Source organism: Pantoea sp. EKM103V, assembly GCF_011800365.1.
In the GTDB taxonomy this organism is placed as follows: domain Bacteria; phylum Pseudomonadota; class Gammaproteobacteria; order Enterobacterales; family Enterobacteriaceae; genus Pantoea; species Pantoea anthophila.
In genome coordinates this window covers 117,421-130,312 of record NZ_JAALFQ010000010.1, presented here as the reverse complement: position 1 = coordinate 130,312, position 12,892 = coordinate 117,421, and the positions used below count along the sequence as shown (strand labels likewise).

Here is a 12,892-nt window from a genome sequence, read left to right as displayed (position 1 = left end):
GGCGAGACAACTCAGGAGTAGATATGGCTGATAAAAACATGCGCTTTTTGGTAGTAGACGACTTCAATACGATGCGTCGTATTGTCCGTAACCTGCTGAAAGAGCTGGGCTTCAATAACGTAGAAGAAGCAGAAGATGGTGTGGATGCCCTTGGCAAACTGAAAGCAGGCGGTTTCGACTTCGTCATTTCTGACTGGAACATGCCAAACATGGATGGCCTGCAGCTGCTGCAGACCATTCGTGCCGACGCGGCGATGAGCACGCTGCCGGTGTTGATGGTGACCGCAGAAGCGAAGAAAGAGAACATTATCGCTGCTGCTCAGGCAGGCGCCAGCGGATATGTGGTGAAGCCTTTCACCGCCGCTACCCTGGAAGAGAAGCTGGGTAAAATTTTTGAAAAACTGGGCATGTAAGGAGATGTGATGAGCGACCTTCCGAAACCAACTATGGATGCCTCGGCACACGACATCATCAGTCGCATCGGGTCTCTGACCCGCATGCTGCGCGACAGCCTGCGCGAGCTGGGGCTGGATAAAGCCATCGCCGATGCTGCTGAAGCCATTCCTGATGCCCGCGACCGTCTGGATTACGTGGTGCAGATGACGGCGCAGGCCGCCGACCGTGCGCTGAACTGTGTTGAAGCAGCTCAGCCACATCAGGATAAAATGGAAGCCGGGGCAACTCAGCTGAAAGGGCGTTGGGATGAGTGGTTTGAGAACCCGATTGAACTGGGTGATGCGCGGGAGTTGGTGACGGATACGCGCGCATTCCTCGACGCTGTGCCAGAGCATACCTCCTTCACCAACAAACAGCTGCTGGCCATCATGATGGCGCAGGATTTCCAGGATCTGACCGGTCAGGTGATCAAGCGCATGATGGATGTGATCCAGGAGATTGAGCGCCAGCTGTTGATGGTGCTGCTGGAGAACATGCCGGAAGTCAGCGCAGAGAAGCGCCAGGAGGGCACCAGCCTGCTGAACGGGCCGCAGATCCACGCCGATGCACCGGGCGTGGTGGCGAACCAGGATCAGGTTGATGACCTGCTGGACAGCTTAGGGTTCTGACCCGATGTTGTCCGCCTGCGGGCGGGCAACAGCGCTGTACTGCCGCAAAACAGGGTCACCCTCCGGTGGCCCCGTTCCCCATTGCCAGATTCATCCCCGAAAGAACGCCCTTTTTCCCCATCTTATCTCCGCTTTGACTTAAGCCAGATTTGGCATCCTATGCTCAGAATTCCTGCCAGCTGAGGTTTGTCGTGGCTGAAGAAAGCGACGAAGACAAAACAGAATCGCCCACGGCCCACCGACTTGAGAAAGCGCGTGAAGAGGGCCAGATTCCGCGTTCGCGCGAACTGACGTCATTACTGATGCTGCTGGCCGGCATCATGATCCTGTGGATAGGCGGCAACATGATGGCGCACCGGCTGGCCGCGATGGTGGCCACCGGCCTCCGCTTTGATCATGGCATGGTCAGAGATGACAAAATCATTGTCAGCCACATCGGCGGACTGATCACGCAGGCGCTGATGGCGCTGCTGCCCCTGATGGGCGGGCTGGTGCTGGTGGCGATTGCCGCCCCTATGTTGCTGGGCGGTATCGTGTTCAGCGGCAAATCGATCAAGTTCGACCTGAAAAAACTGAGTCCGATGGCCGGTTTCAAGCGGATGTTTGCCGCTCAGGCCTGGACCGAACTGTTTAAAGGCGTGCTCAAAACCATTCTCGTCGGTGCCGTGGGCTGGTGGTACATCTGGAGCCACTGGCCGGAGATGCTGCGGCTGATCAGCGAAGCCCCGATTAACGCGCTGATCCACGGCATGGAGATGATCGCCGTCTGCTGTTCGCTGGTGATGCTGGGGCTGGTGCCGATGGTGGGATATGACGTCTTCTGGCAGCTTTACAGCCACTTCAAAAAGCTGAAGATGTCGATGCAGGAGATCCGCGACGAGCATAAGCAGCAGGAGGGTGACCCGCACGTTAAGGGGCGTATCCGCCAGCAGATGCGCGCCGCCGCGCGCCGCCGCATGATGGCGGATGTGCCGAAAGCAGACGTTATCGTCACCAACCCGACGCACTACTCGGTGGCGCTGCAGTACAACGAGAAGAAGATGAGTGCGCCAAAAGTCGTCGCCAAAGGCGCAGGCGAGATAGCCCTGAGAATTCGTGAACTGGGCGCGGAGCACCGTATCCCGGTTCTGGAAGCACCGCCGCTGGCGCGTGCCTTGTATCGACACACTGAGATTGGTCAGCACATCCCCGGCGCGCTTTATGCTGCCGTGGCAGAGGTACTGGCATGGGTCTGGCAGTCACGCCGCTGGAAGCGTGAAGGCGGCCTGATCCCAGCCAAACCAAAAAACCTGCCGGTTCCGGCAGAGATGGACTTTGCAGGAGAGAGCAAAAACGATGGCTAACAACCTGGCCGCAAAACTACGTTTACCGGGCAACTTTAAAGAGATGCAGTGGCAGGTGCTGGCAGGTCCGGTGCTGATCCTGATGATCCTGTCGATGATGGTGCTGCCTTTACCGCCATTCATCCTCGATCTGCTGTTTACCTTTAACATTGCGCTGTCAATCATGATCCTGCTGGTGTCGATGTTCACCCAGCGGACCCTGGAGTTTGCGGCATTCCCGACCATCCTGCTCTTCTCTACGCTGCTGCGCCTGGCGCTCAACGTCGCGTCGACCCGTATCATCCTGATGGAAGGACACACGGGTGCCGCGGCGGCGGGGCAGGTGGTGGAAGCGTTCGGCCACTTCCTGGTGGGCGGAAACTTCGCCATCGGTATTGTGGTGTTTATCATCCTCGTCATCATCAACTTCATGGTTATCACCAAGGGTGCCGGGCGTATCGCGGAAGTTGGCGCGCGCTTTGTGCTGGACGGGATGCCCGGTAAGCAGATGGCAATCGATGCCGACCTCAACGCCGGTCTGATCGGCGAAGATGAGGCCAAGCGTCGCCGTGCAGAGGTGACCCAGGAAGCGGACTTTTATGGCTCGATGGACGGTGCCAGTAAGTTCGTTCGCGGGGATGCCATCGCAGGCATCATGATCATGGTGATTAACGTCATCGGCGGCCTGCTGGTCGGCGTGGTGCAGCACGGTATGGATGTGGGTCATGCCGCAGAAACCTATACCCTGCTGACCATCGGTGATGGTCTTGTCGCCCAGATCCCGGCGCTGGTTATCTCCACCGCGGCCGGTGTTATCGTGACGCGCGTCGCCACCGATCAGGATGTGGGCGAGCAGATGGTCACCCAGCTGTTCAAAGATCCGCGCGTGCTGATGCTCAGCGCCGGGGTAATCGGTCTGCTGGGCCTGGTGCCGGGCATGCCTAACTTTGTCTTCCTGCTGTTTACCGCGGCCTTACTGGGTCTGGCCTGGTGGCTGCGCGGCCGCGAAATGCAGCCGAAGAAGAAAGTGGACAGTGCAGGCAGCATCAGTAACAAAGCGGCGGCGGACACGCCTGCCACCACGGAAGCCTCCTGGACCGATGTGCAGCTGGAAGACACGCTGGGCATGGAAGTGGGCTACCGCCTGATTCCGATGGTCGATCATCAGCAAAATGGCGAGCTGCTGGGGCGTATCCGCAGTATCCGTAAGAAGGTCGCTCAGGATGTGGGTTTCCTGCCGCCGGTCGTTCACATTCGCGACAATATGGAGCTGCCGCCTGCACGCTACCGCATTCTGATGAAAGGGGTGGAGATTGGCAGCGGGGATGCGTACCCTGGTCGCTGGATGGCGATCAACCCAGGCACGGCGGCTGGCTCGCTGCCGGGTGAAGCCACGGTTGATCCCGCCTTTGGCCTGGCGGCGGTCTGGATTGACAGCGCGCTGAAAGAGCAGGCGCAGATTCAGGGCTTTACCGTAGTGGAAGCCAGTACCGTCGTCGCGACCCACCTGAATCACCTGATTGGTCAGTACGCCAGCGAGCTGTTTGGTCGTCAGGAAGCGCAGCAGTTGCTGGATCGGGTGACGCAGGAGATGCCGAAGCTGACCGAGGATCTGGTGCCGGGTGTGATCACGCTGACGACGCTGCATAAAGTGTTGCAGAACCTGCTGGTTGAGCGGGTGTCGATTCGCGATATGCGAACCATCATTGAAACGCTGGCGGAGCATGCGCCGGTGCAGAGCGATCCGCAGGAGCTGACCAGCGTCGTTCGTGTAGCGCTGGGCCGTGCGATTACCCAGCAGTGGTTCCCGGGTAATGATGAGGTGCAGGTGATCGGGCTGGACTCGACGCTGGAACGGCTGTTGCTGCAGGCCCTGCAGGGCGGCGGCGGGCTGGAGCCGGGGCTGGCCGATCGGCTGTTAAGCCAGGCACAGGCGGCGTTGCAGCGTCAGGAGATGCTGGGCGCACCACCGGTGCTGCTGGTCAATCATCCGCTGCGTGCGCTGCTGGCGCGTTTCCTGCGCCGCAACCTGCCACAGCTGGTGGTAATTTCAAATCTGGAGCTGAGCGACAACCGTCAGATCCGCATGACCGCCACCATCGGAGGCAAATAATGCGCTGGCCAATTGCTCTGTTGCTGCTGCTTCCGCTGATGGCACAGGCGGCCGGCGGGGCCTGGAGTGGCAGTGTCAGCGGGCCACCGCTGGCAAACCGGGGCAGCTGGATGCGGTCGCAGCCGCTGACGCCCCCCACCGGTGTCGGCGGTGAGGTCAGCGTAATAAGCTGGCGTTATGAGCTGAGCCGGCCGGCGCCTTCCGGTCTGGAGGTGCGGCTCTGCGGCGTGCAGCGCTGCGCAACGCTGGAGGGGGCCAGCGGTGTGACGCGCGGGCTGGCCCATCTGAGTGCCGATGAACCGCTGCATATGGTGTTTGGTTTTGCCGGAAGCGGGGCGCTGCCGCCAGGTTTGCGGGTGGTCAGCAGCGAAGTGATGGTCAACTACGAGTAGGGCTACGGCCGCGAGTCAGACTGCGGCTGGATAATCCAAAAGCCCTCATTTTCAGCACTTGCGCACCGTTGCAAAGTGCGCAAGTACTAATCAGGGTCAGCCATTTACCCCCTTCATTCCCTCCTCAGAGTAGCGGCCACCTTTGACTTCGATCTGCTGATGCAGGCCATTCAGCAGCCGGACATCGGCCTCTTCCAGTTCAATCTCTGCGGCCCCGGCATTTTCATGAAGCCAGACGAGCTGCTTCGTGCCCGGGATCGGCACCACTTTTTCATACTGAGCCAGTAACCACGCCAGCGCAATCTGCCCGCTGGTGGCGTGATATTTCTCAGCCAGCGGCGCGATCGCGTGAAGAAGGCTGAGATTGTGGTCGAGATTTTGTTGCTGGAAGCGGTCATTATTTTTGCGGAAGTCGCCTTCAGTAAAATCGCTGTTGTTACGGTATTTACCGGTAAGAAAACCTCTGCCCAGCGGCGAGTAGGGCACCAGTCCGATGCCGAGCTGTTTCACCATTGGCAGGATCGCCGCCTCAATGTCCCGCGTCCAGAGTGAATACTCCGTCTGTAATGCCGCCAGAGGATGCACGGCATGCGCCCGCTTCAGCGTGGCGGCGGAGGCTTCGCACAATCCAATCTGTGCAATCTTGCCCTGCTGCACCAGACTGCTGAGGCACGCCATGCTCTCCTCAATCGGTGTCGCCGGACTGATACGATGCAGATAGAACAGGTCAATGCGCTCAACGCCCAGCCGTTTCAGCGACGCATGGCAGCTGCGGATAATGTAGTCCGGCTCATTATTGATGGTGCGGGCATAGGCCTCATCCGCTGGCCGGGCGATGCCACATTTGGTGGCGACGGTAAATGTCTGCCGGTCGGCCTGGCTCAGCCCGGCAAGAAACTGACCGATCAACTGCTCGTTGTGGCCGCGGCCATAAAGATCGGCGGTGTCGATAAAGGTGATGCCGGTTTCGCGTAGCTGGTTAAGCAGCTGCAGTGAGTGGCGGTCGTCGGTCTGACCATAAAATTCGCTCAGCCCCATTGCACCATAACCGATCGCGCTGACCTCCAGCCCCTGAGATAACGTGCGTGTTTTCATTGTCTCTCCTCGTGAGTGAGCCGCCATTGTTTCACTCATGCCGACAGCCATGAATTGCTGTTCTGGCAATACCAGAAAGGTATCAGGCAGGTGAATGATTAACCGGAGCGGTGGGGAAGGCGATTAATTGCACAATAGAAAAGGGCGGGAATGGCAAATTAACGCTTCATTTGGGGACGGCGTAAATATATTTTCGCCGATGAAGTGCAGCTGTTTTTAAGGGATGGCTTACTTTTGAGGGGATAATTTTTCCAGCGCTGCGAGAACCGCCTCGTTTTTTTCATCGGCACGGATAGCGGCATAAACATCAATTGCCAGGTGCCGGGCCGCGCGTTCGCTCAGCGGCCGGTAGCAGAGTCCGGCCTGATTGAAGGTACATTTTGACCGGGGCATCAGGGCGAAACCCTTGCCTCTGGCGATATGGGACAGCATCAGCAGTGAATCTTCCGGCTCCCGCTGCCGTTTCAGCGCTACGCGAAGCGTGGCGAAGTAGCGCTCACATTTGTCATAGAACAGCGGATTGGCACTGCGCGCGAACCAGAACAGGGGCAGGTCAGCCACGGCCTCAGGCGAAACCTGTTCCGCCCGTGCGGCAGGATGAGAGGCGGGCAGGACGACCAGCAGCGGCTCGCGGTAAACCCAGGCGTAGTGGACAGCCTCATCAGCCTCCGCGCCTTTTTCTCCGGTGAGGATTAAATCGAGCGTGTTACGGGCCAGGTTCTGCAGCAGCTGCGCGGAGGTCAGGCTGGGCATCTCCATCTCTTCACTGGCATGAAGTGCCACGAGCTGCTGGTTAAGCGGCGAGATAGCTTCAAAGTTCAGCGTTCGGGTTACGCCGATACGCAGGCGCGACGCAACAGGGCCCGCATCCTGGGTTAAGGCTTCGAGGGCGATGAGGATCGCTTCGGCTTTAGCAACCAGGGCCTGCCCGGCTTCGGTGAGCGTCACCTCATGGGGCGTCCGGCTGAAGAGGGGCTGCCCCAGCAGATCTTCCAGACTCTGAATCTGGCGGGTCAGGGGAGGCTGCGTCATTCTCAGGCGTTCGGCGGCCCGGCGAAAGTTGAGCTCATGCGCGACCGCCAGAAAGCATTGCAACTGCTTTACCGCAGGAAGGTGACGGCTAATGAGATGCGCTGCTACAGACATGAGGTCGTTCTGCCACTCAGAGAAGGGGGAATAGGGCAGGCGGGGTCAGCGACGGAGAGGGAAGGCCCTCTCCGTCGCGACGATTACATGCGCTCGACGGTGTCGATGCCCAGCGTATCCAGACCCTGCTTCAGCGTCTTCGCGGTCAGCGCAGCCAGCTGCAGCCGGCTCAGGCGGGTTGACTCTGACTCTGCCGTCAGGATCGGGCAGTGCTCGTAGAAGCCGGAGAAAAGACCGGCCAGATCGTAGAGATAGGCACACATCACATGGGGAGTGCCGTCACGGGCAACCTGAGTGATGATCTCTTCGAACTGCAGCAGGCGGGTCGCCAGCTGGGCTTCGCGCTCTTCGCTGATGACAATCTCAGCATCCAGCGAATCGGCATCAATACCCGCCTTGCGGAACACCGAGAGTACGCGGGTGTAGGCATACTGCATGTAAGGCGCCGTGTTACCCTCGAAGGCCAGCATGTTGTCCCAGTCGAAGATGTAGTCGGTGGTGCGGCTCTTGGAAAGGTCAGCATATTTCACCGCGCTGATCCCGACCACTTCCGCCAGCGTTTTGACTTCCGCTTCGCTCATCTCCGGGTTCTTCTCACGCACCAGCGTGTAAGCACGCTGATAAGCTTCATCCAGAAGGTCGGAAAGCTTGATGGTGCCACCGCTGCGGGTTTTGAACGGACGGCCATCTTTGCCCAGCATCATGCCAAAGGCATGGTGTTCGAGCGGCACCGACTCCGGAACATAACCGGCTTTACGCACGATAGTCCAGGCCTGCACCAGGTGCTGATGCTGACGAGAGTCAATGTAGTAAAGCACACGGTCAGCTTTCAGGGTCTCATAACGATATTTCGCACAGGCGATATCGGTCGTGGTGTAGAGGTAGCCACCATCCTTCTTCTGGATGATGACGCCCATCGGCTCACCTTCTTTGTTCTGGAACTCATCCAGGAATACCACGGTCGCGCCTTCACTCTCGACGGCTAACCCTTTCTGCTTCAGGTCAGCCACAATGCCAGGCAGCATATCGTTGTAAAGACTCTCACCCATCACATCGTCGCGGGTCAGGGTGACGTTCATGCGGTCATAAATCTTCTGGTTCTGACTCATCGTGATGTCGACCAGCTTCTTCCACATCTCACGGCAGTAAGGATCGCCACCCTGTAATTTCACCACGTAGCTGCGTGCACGCTCGGCAAACTCAGGATCTTCGTCATAGGTGCGCTTGGCTTCACGGTAGAAGGCTTCGAGATCGGCCAGCGCCATCTCTGCGTGGTTCTCGTTCTGCTGCTTTTCCAGGAACGCGATCAGCATGCCGAACTGAGTGCCCCAGTCCCCGACGTGGTTCGCACGGATCACCCGATGGCCGAGAAACTCCAGCGTACGAACGGCGGCATCACCAATGATGGTGGAACGGACGTGGCCCACGTGCATCTCTTTGGCGACGTTAGGCGCAGAGTAGTCGACCACGATCGTCTGAGGCTCAGCCAGCTGCACGCCCAGACGCGGCAGACTCAGGGCTTCACGGGCATGCTTCGCCAGCCAGGCGTGATCAAGGAAAATATTGATGAAGCCCGGTCCGGCGATTTCGACTTTGCTGGCGATGCCGGTCAGGTCGAGATGCTGGATCACCGCTTCCGCTAATTGTCGCGGAGCCTGTCCCAGCTTTTTCGCCACGGCCATAATACCGTTGGCCTGATAGTCTCCAAACTGGACCCTGGCGGACTGACGAACCTGCGGTTCGCAATCGGCGGGTGCGCCGGCTAAAACCATTGCCTGACTGACTTTTGCGGAAAGAAGTGCCTGAATATTCACCGAGTTACCTTCATAAGCTGAACAACGCCCGAGCCTGCTAAGCCGGACTGTCATCATCTTGCCTGACAGCATCGCGTCACGGACGGGCAGAAACGGATGAGGCAGACAAAACGGAAAAAAATGAGGGGGAAAGTATACGTGAAATGTCAGTGGGCGTCAGTAGCTGGATGAAGCGGGGAAACAGAGCCAAAGAAGATGTTTCCCGGAGGCATTAACGACGTCTCAGATGACGGCGGGGGTTCTTAACGCTTTTATCTTCACGCACCTTCCAGTGGCGGGAAATTGCAAATCCCATCAGTGCGATCAGGACAGCGACAACGATGAGCATAGACATAGAGCCATTCCTTTTGGTTGTGTTAGGTCAAATTTATAGGAAGGCAGGGAGAGCTGCAATTGATTGAGGTTGAAATGAGAGTTATCTTATTGTAATAAAGAAGTCTAATTTAATCATATATTTAATATAACTTCATCAAGGAACTCATGGTCCTAAACAGGAGATAAATCCGAAATGAAAGATGTTATTATGCGGTTTTGCGTTAAATTTCCGGTCAAATAAGATGAATCTTATCATTTATTACGCTTAACTCCCGGCGCACAATAAAGCAGACTGGTCACAAAAGTTAAATAAAGAGAGAGGAATAAGGGTTGTGAAGCATACTTTTCCGGCAGAATTGGATGATTTAAAGTCAGATTTAGAGCGTTTTGAAGAATCGTTGCAAAACTTTGCGCAGCGCCTGGGTTTGTCTCTTTGCGATCACGAAATCGACCATATTGCGGTGCGCTGTCATCAGGACACCACGGCGGCACGCTGGCAGAAGGGTCTGCAGCAGATGGGCACAGAATTTTCCTCCGCCGTCATCAACGGGCGACCGATTTGTCTGTTTAAGCTCGATCAACCCTTAACCGTGGCAGGGTGTCAGATTGATGTGGTGGAACTGCCGTGGCCGGGTGAAAAGCGCTATCGCCATGAAGGCTGGGAACACGTTGAGGTCGTGTTACGCGGCGATCCGGAGTCGCTGGGCATGCGCGCAATGGCCTTACTCTCTGACGCGGCACTGACGCAGCCGGGCATTTCGTTTAAAACCAGCGCGCCGAAGGGAGAGAATGAGCGTCTGCCCAATCCGACGCTGGCGGTGACGGATGGACAGACGACAATCAAGTTTCATCCGTGGCGACTGGAAGAGATTGTCGCCAGCGAGCAGAACTAAATCCGGGCGGCGACCGCGCGTTTCAGGCGGGCGACCGCCTCGTCAAGCAGCGCGCGCGTGCAGCCGAAATTGAGCCGGACAAACTGGTCATTGCCAAATTCCCGGCCTGCGGTTAAACCCAGACCGTGTTTTTCGAAGTAGAGCGCCGGGCTGGCGACGCCCAGTTCGCTGGCGTCGATCCAGGCCAGGTAGGTGGCTTCCGGTGCGGCGAGTGACAGGCCGGTCATTTTATTGACCTGCGACACCAGCCAGTCGCGGTTGCTGCGCAGGTAGAGGTTCTGCGCGTCCAGCCAGGATTCACCCTCGCGCCACGCCGCCGCCGCTGCCGTAATCGCCAGAATATCGACGTCAGGCACAATGCCGCGCCGCAACCGCGTAAAGCGCGCGCGTAGTTCGGGATTCGGAATAATGGCGATGGATGCGCCAAGCCCGGCAATATTAAAGGTTTTGGACGGCGACATCAGGGTTACGCTGCGCTGCGCAGCGTCTTCGCTCAGGCTGGCAAACGGGATGTGCTGAACACCCGGCTCCAGCAGCAGATCGCTGTGGATCTCGTCAGAGCAGACAATCAAATCGTGCTTCTGCGCAAAGGCGAGCTGCGCCAGCAGTTCATCCCGGCGATAGACGGTGCCGCCCGGATTCTGCGGATTGCAGAGCATTAACAGCCGCTCGCTGCCCGTCATCTCACCCTCAGCTGCCGTCAGATCGAGCAGCCAGCGTCCCGCGTTCAGGTTCAGCGGCAGATTCAGCTGAGTGCGCTCCGCCAGCTTTGACGCCCCGCGAAAAGGGGGATAAATCGGGGTCGGCGCTACCGTGCGTTCGTCTGAGGCCGTAAAGGCACGGACAGCCAGGTTCAGCCCGCTCACCACGCCGGGCAGTACCACAATCCACTCCGGATTTACGTGCCACTGATAGCGTGAGGCAAGCCAGGCGATCGCGCTGTCGATAAACTCAACGGGCGTGTCGCCGTAACCAAAAATCCCATGTTCGGCACGGGCTTTTATCGCGTTAATGATGCAATCCGGCGATCGGAAATCGGTATCCGCGACCCACAACGGCAGAATGTCCTGGTCCGCATATTTGTTCCATTTGAGACTATCGCTGTGACGGCGGTCTATCCGTTGGTCGAAATTGAATGCCATAGTTAACTTTCCCGGTAAACTCATTCCAGCAGCCAGACTAACTGATGAATCTGCCTTGAACCAGAGTCATGTAAAGGAGAAGAGAATGACCACACTGGAAATTTGCTGCTATGGCGTGGACTGCGCCGTGACCGCACAACAGGCGGGTGCCGATCGGGTTGAACTCTGTGCCGCCCCGCGCGAAGGCGGTCTGACCCCGTCTGCGGGGATGCTGAAGGCGGCCCGTCAGGCGGTTTCGATTCCGGTTCATCCTATTGTCCGGCCACGCGGGGGCGATTTTTGTTACACCGCACGTGAATTTGAAGCGATGAAATCGGACGTGGCGCTAATCCGTGAACTCGGTTTCCCGGGACTGGTGATTGGTATGCTGGATGAAGATGCCCACATCCATCAGGGTCAGATGCGTCAGATTATGGCGCTGTGTGATGGCCTGAGCGTCACCTTTCATCGGGCCTTCGATCTCTGTCACAGCCCTAAGCGCGCCCTGGAAACATTAACCGATCTGGGGGTGGCACGGATTCTGACCTCCGGGCAGCAGCAGAGCGCCGAAAACGGAATTGCATTACTCCGGGAACTTAATGAGACCAGCACGGGTCCTACTATTATGGCGGGTGCCGGGGTACGTCTCAGCAACCTGCAAAAGTTTCTCGATATGGACATTCGCGAAGTTCACAGCTCGGCCAGTCGCCTGATGGCCTCGCCGATGCGCTACCGCAAAGCGGGTGTTTCCATGTGTTCAGAAGCCGAAACCGACGAGTTCAGCCGCTACTGCGTCGACGGCGATGTGGTTGAGGCGATGAAAAGCGTGATGCAGATGAGCAGCGTCCGGGTTGCCTGAGCTACAACAGATTTTGCCGCGCAGCACGCCGATCATTGACGTGGTGTTTGCAAGTACCAAACCCCAGTATGCTTGCTGGGGTTCTTTTTGTCTGAAATTAAGGTTTAGGATCAAATCAGCATCGGCTCAGGTTTTGTAAAAGCCTGAGGTTTTTTTAAAACGCACTCCCTGTCTCTGACTGGATAGTCTGTACAAGTAAGGCCAGGACTATGTATTACGCGTACGAATTTCTGGCTCTCTTTGCGTCTGATAAAGGCGGGTTTCAAAATTGTGTGATGATAGCTTTCACTAAAGAAATTATTAAAAAAATGGCATACAAAAACAGCGATGAAAGTGAAAGGTAATAGTAATTATCAATCCATCCAGTGAGGTTGTAGTTCATGCCTTTCAGATGCTCGGTAATAGCAACGTGTTGTCTGGGCTGAAAAATGACCTTTTTTCCTTTTCTGAGTCTTGAGAAGAAATAGGACATGCCAAACGACCCCAAAAAACCCATAGACCCATAAAACCTGTAAAGGGGTGGTAATTCAAACCTGGCATCATGGTAAAAAGATAACAAAGAATCATATTTCTCTTTGTTAATGGAAAAGATCACGAACTGTATAATGGTAATAAAGAAAGGCACAAGGGCACAGCCCATAGCGAGATAAAAAAGCCTATTTTCCATGTTTTTTTAACCACATATCCATAAAATAATCGTTTGCTGCACTTGCAGCGGCCCCGCCGACTAGCGAACCCACCGCAGCACAGGCAACGCC

General features: G+C 57.0%; 12 protein-coding genes. 7 read left to right on the top strand and 5 right to left on the bottom strand.

Annotated elements, in window-relative coordinates; genetic code table 11:
* The first annotated feature begins 23 nt into the window (after window positions 1–23).
* The 5 genes from cheY to HFD97_RS18050 all read left to right on the top strand — a co-directional run bounded on the left by cheY (window position 24) and on the right by HFD97_RS18050 (window position 4,891).
* Window positions 24–413, top strand: a complete 390-nt coding sequence (gene cheY / locus HFD97_RS18070) for a chemotaxis response regulator CheY (protein WP_003849158.1) — start codon at window positions 24–26, stop codon at window positions 411–413.
* A gap of 9 nt (window positions 414–422) precedes the next feature.
* Window positions 423–1,064, top strand: coding sequence for a protein phosphatase CheZ (gene cheZ / locus HFD97_RS18065; RefSeq protein WP_009089682.1), 642 nt, complete (start codon window positions 423–425; stop codon window positions 1,062–1,064).
* 191 nt (window positions 1,065–1,255) lie between these two features.
* Window positions 1,256–2,407, top strand: a complete 1,152-nt coding sequence (flhB, locus tag HFD97_RS18060) for a flagellar biosynthesis protein FlhB (RefSeq protein ID WP_167430725.1) — start codon at window positions 1,256–1,258, stop codon at window positions 2,405–2,407.
* A complete protein-coding gene (gene flhA / locus HFD97_RS18055) occupies window positions 2,400–4,499 on the top strand; it encodes a flagellar biosynthesis protein FlhA (protein ID WP_046102007.1) in 2,100 nt (699 codons plus the stop codon). Before flhB ends, flhA begins: the two co-directional genes overlap by 8 nt.
* Window positions 4,499–4,891: a flagellar protein FlhE gene (locus HFD97_RS18050; protein ID WP_167430726.1), complete on the top strand. Its 393-nt coding sequence runs from the start codon at window positions 4,499–4,501 to the stop codon at window positions 4,889–4,891. Before flhA ends, HFD97_RS18050 begins: the two co-directional genes overlap by 1 nt.
* Window positions 4,892–4,987: 96 nt before the next feature.
* On the opposite strand, the gene HFD97_RS18045 is transcribed toward HFD97_RS18050, so the two are convergent.
* From HFD97_RS18045 to HFD97_RS22405, 4 genes are all read right to left on the bottom strand, one after another.
* Window positions 4,988–5,986 carry an aldo/keto reductase gene (locus HFD97_RS18045; protein ID WP_154928310.1) on the bottom strand — a complete coding sequence of 333 codons (999 nt, stop codon included), beginning with the start codon at window positions 5,984–5,986 and terminating at the stop codon, window positions 4,988–4,990.
* Window positions 5,987–6,214: 228 nt separating this feature from the next.
* The gene (locus HFD97_RS18040) at window positions 6,215–7,132 is read right to left on the bottom strand and encodes a LysR substrate-binding domain-containing protein (RefSeq protein ID WP_167430727.1); all 918 of its coding nucleotides are present in this window, start codon (window positions 7,130–7,132) and stop codon (window positions 6,215–6,217) included.
* Between the two features lie 83 nt (window positions 7,133–7,215).
* Entirely contained in the window at window positions 7,216–8,946 is a 1,731-nt protein-coding gene (argS, locus tag HFD97_RS18035) for an arginine--tRNA ligase (RefSeq protein ID WP_009089696.1), read from the bottom strand.
* 211 nt (window positions 8,947–9,157) lie between these two features.
* Window positions 9,158–9,280 carry a hypothetical protein gene (locus tag HFD97_RS22405; RefSeq protein WP_009089698.1) on the bottom strand — a complete coding sequence of 41 codons (123 nt, stop codon included), beginning with the start codon at window positions 9,278–9,280 and terminating at the stop codon, window positions 9,158–9,160.
* Between the two features lie 313 nt (window positions 9,281–9,593).
* Here HFD97_RS22405 and HFD97_RS18030 point away from each other — a divergent pair, with 313 nt between their 5' ends.
* Window positions 9,594–10,154, top strand: coding sequence for a VOC family protein (locus HFD97_RS18030; RefSeq protein ID WP_150029843.1), 561 nt, complete (start codon window positions 9,594–9,596; stop codon window positions 10,152–10,154).
* Here the strand turns inward: HFD97_RS18030 and HFD97_RS18025 are convergent.
* A complete protein-coding gene (locus tag HFD97_RS18025; protein WP_167430728.1) occupies window positions 10,151–11,296 on the bottom strand; it encodes a MalY/PatB family protein in 1,146 nt (381 codons plus the stop codon). The genes HFD97_RS18030 and HFD97_RS18025 overlap by 4 nt on opposite strands.
* A gap of 85 nt (window positions 11,297–11,381) precedes the next feature.
* Here HFD97_RS18025 and cutC point away from each other — a divergent pair, with 85 nt between their 5' ends.
* Complete coding sequence (cutC, locus tag HFD97_RS18020; protein WP_167430729.1) at window positions 11,382–12,134, top strand: copper homeostasis protein CutC; 753 nt, start codon at window positions 11,382–11,384, stop codon at window positions 12,132–12,134.
* Window positions 12,135–12,892 lie beyond the last annotated feature (758 nt).